Origin of the sequence: Nocardia brasiliensis NBRC 14402 (assembly GCF_000308475.2) — a bacterium.
Lineage (GTDB): Bacteria > Actinomycetota > Actinomycetes > Mycobacteriales > Mycobacteriaceae > Nocardia > Nocardia brasiliensis.
On sequence record NZ_BAFT02000114.1, the window covers coordinates 1 to 2,728 of the forward strand.

The 2,728-nt window shown below is 55.9% G+C and carries 1 rRNA gene; it reads right to left on the reverse strand.

Features of this window, described 5'->3' with window-relative positions:
- Positions 1-46: 46 nt before the first annotated feature.
- Positions 47-2,728, reverse strand: a 23S ribosomal RNA gene (locus TY25_RS40215); the annotation flags it as partial.

Here is a 2,728-nt window from a genome sequence, read left to right on the forward strand (position 1 = left end):
TCTGTGTGTTGTTTCAGATACTGCACAGTGGACGCGTAGCTTCTTTGTTGGTAAGTCCTCGGCCGATTAGTACCAGTCACCTACACCCGTTACCGGGCTTCCAGTTCTGGCCTATCAACCCCATGGTCTGTGGGGGGCCTTAACCACTCGAAGGTGGTGAGAAACCTCATCTTGGAACAGGCTTCCCGCTTAGATGCTTTCAGCGGTTATCCCTTCCGAACGTAGCTAACCAGCGGTGCTCCTGGCGGAACAACTGGCACACCAGAGGTTCGTCCGTCCCGGTCCTCTCGTACTAGGGACAGCCTTCCTCAAGTTTCTGACGCGCGCGGCGGATAGAGACCGAACTGTCTCACGACGTTCTAAACCCAGCTCGCGTGCCGCTTTAATGGGCGAACAGCCCAACCCTTGGGACCTACTCCAGCCCCAGGATGCGACGAGCCGACATCGAGGTGCCAAACCATCCCGTCGATATGGACTCTTGGGGAAGATCAGCCTGTTATCCCCGGGGTACCTTTTATCCGTTGAGCGACACCGCTTCCACTTGCCGGTGCCGGATCACTAGTCCCGACTTTCGTCCCTGCTCGAGCTGTCGCTCTCACAGTCAAGCTCCCTTGTGCACTTGCACTCGACACCTGATTGCCAACCAGGCTGAGGGAACCTTTGGGCGCCTCCGTTACATTTTAGGAGGCAACCGCCCCAGTTAAACTACCCACCAGGCACTGTCCCTGAACCAGATCATGGTCCGAGGTTAGAAGTCCAATACGATCAGAGTGGTATTTCAACGATGACTCCCTCGACACTGGCGTGCCGATTTCACAGTCTCCCACCTATCCTACACAAACCGTACCGAACACCAATACCAAGCTATAGTGAAGGTCCCGGGGTCTTTTCGTCCTGCCGCGCGTAACGAGCATCTTTACTCGTAATGCAATTTCGCCGAGTCTGTGGTTGAGACAGCAGAGAAGTCGTTACGCCATTCGTGCAGGTCGGAACTTACCCGACAAGGAATTTCGCTACCTTAGGATGGTTATAGTTACCACCGCCGTTTACCGGGGCTTAAATTCTCAGCTTCGCAACCGAAGTCGCTAACCGGTCCTCTTAACCTTCCGGCACCGGGCAGGCGTCAGTCCGTATACATCGTCTTACGACTTCGCACGGACCTGTGTTTTTAGTAAACAGTCGCTTCTCTCTGGTCTCTGCGACCCAACCCAGCTCAAGCAGCTAGTGCCATCACCAGACCGGGTCCCCCTTCTCCCGAAGTTACGGGGGCATTTTGCCGAGTTCCTTAACCACAGTTCTCTCGATCGCCTTAGTATTCTCTACCTGACCACCTGTGTCGGTTTGGGGTACGGGCCGTGTACCAACTCACTAGAGGCTTTTCTCGGCAGCATAGGATCACTGAATTCGCCTCAATCGGCTACGCATCACCTCTCAGGCACATGAGACGCGGATTTGCCTACGTCTCGCCCTACAGGCTTACACCAGTACAACCACTGACTGGCCCAGCTACCTTCCTGCGTCACCCCATCGCTTACCTACTACACCCAGGATCCCATGCAGCCGCTTCAGGTCTCCCGAAGGAGATCCGTCCACATTTGGATGGTTAGCACAGATGATTCGATATTTGGCGCGGATACACGGGTACGGGAATATCAACCCGTTGTCCATCGACTACGCCTGTCGGCCTCGCCTTAGGTCCCGACTCACCCTGGGCGGATTAACCTGGCCCAGGAACCCTTGGTCATTCGGCGGACGAGTTTCTCACTCGTCTTTCGCTACTCATGCCTGCATTCTCACTCGCGTCACCTCCACAGCTGGATCACTCCGCTGCTTCCATGGTGACACGACGCTCCCCTACCCATCCACACCACTGGATGCGCCCCCGTAAGGACACACCGGTGTTAAGTGTGAATGCCGCGGCTTCGGCGGTGTACTTGAGCCCCGCTACATTGTCGGCGCAGGATCACTTGACCAGTGAGCTATTACGCACTCTTTCAAGGGTGGCTGCTTCTAAGCCAACCTCCTGGTTGTCTTCGCGACCCCACATCCTTTTCCACTTAGTACACGCTTAGGGGCCTTAGCCGGCGATCTGGGCTGTTTCCCTCTCGACTACGAAGCTTATCCCCCGCAGTCTCACTGCCACGCTCTCACACACCGGCATTCGGAGTTTGGCTGATTTCGGTAAGCTTGTAGGCCCCCTAGACCATCCAGTAGCTCTACCTCCGGCGTGAAACACGTGACGCTGCACCTAAATGCATTTCGGGGAGAACCAGCTATCACGGAGTTTGATTGGCCTTTCACCCCTACCCACAGCTCATCCCCTCAGTTTTCAACCTAAGTGGGTTCGGGCCTCCACGACGTCTTACCGTCGCTTCACCCTGGCCATGGGTAGATCACTCCGCTTCGGGTCTAGAACATGCGACTCAAAACGCCCTATTCGGACTCGCTTTCGCTACGGCTACCCCACACGGGTTAACCTCGCCACATGCCACTAACTCGCAGGCTCATTCTTCAAAAGGCACGCCATCACCCACAGTGACAAGTCACTCGCAGGCCCTGACGGATTGTAAGCGCACGGTTTCAGGTACTATTTCACTCCCCTCCCGGGGTACTTTTCACCTTTCCCTCACGGTACTAGTCCGCTATCGGTCACCAGGGAGTATTCAGGCTTACCGGGTGGTCCCGGCAGATTCACAGCAGATTTCACGGGCCCGCTGCTACTCGGGTA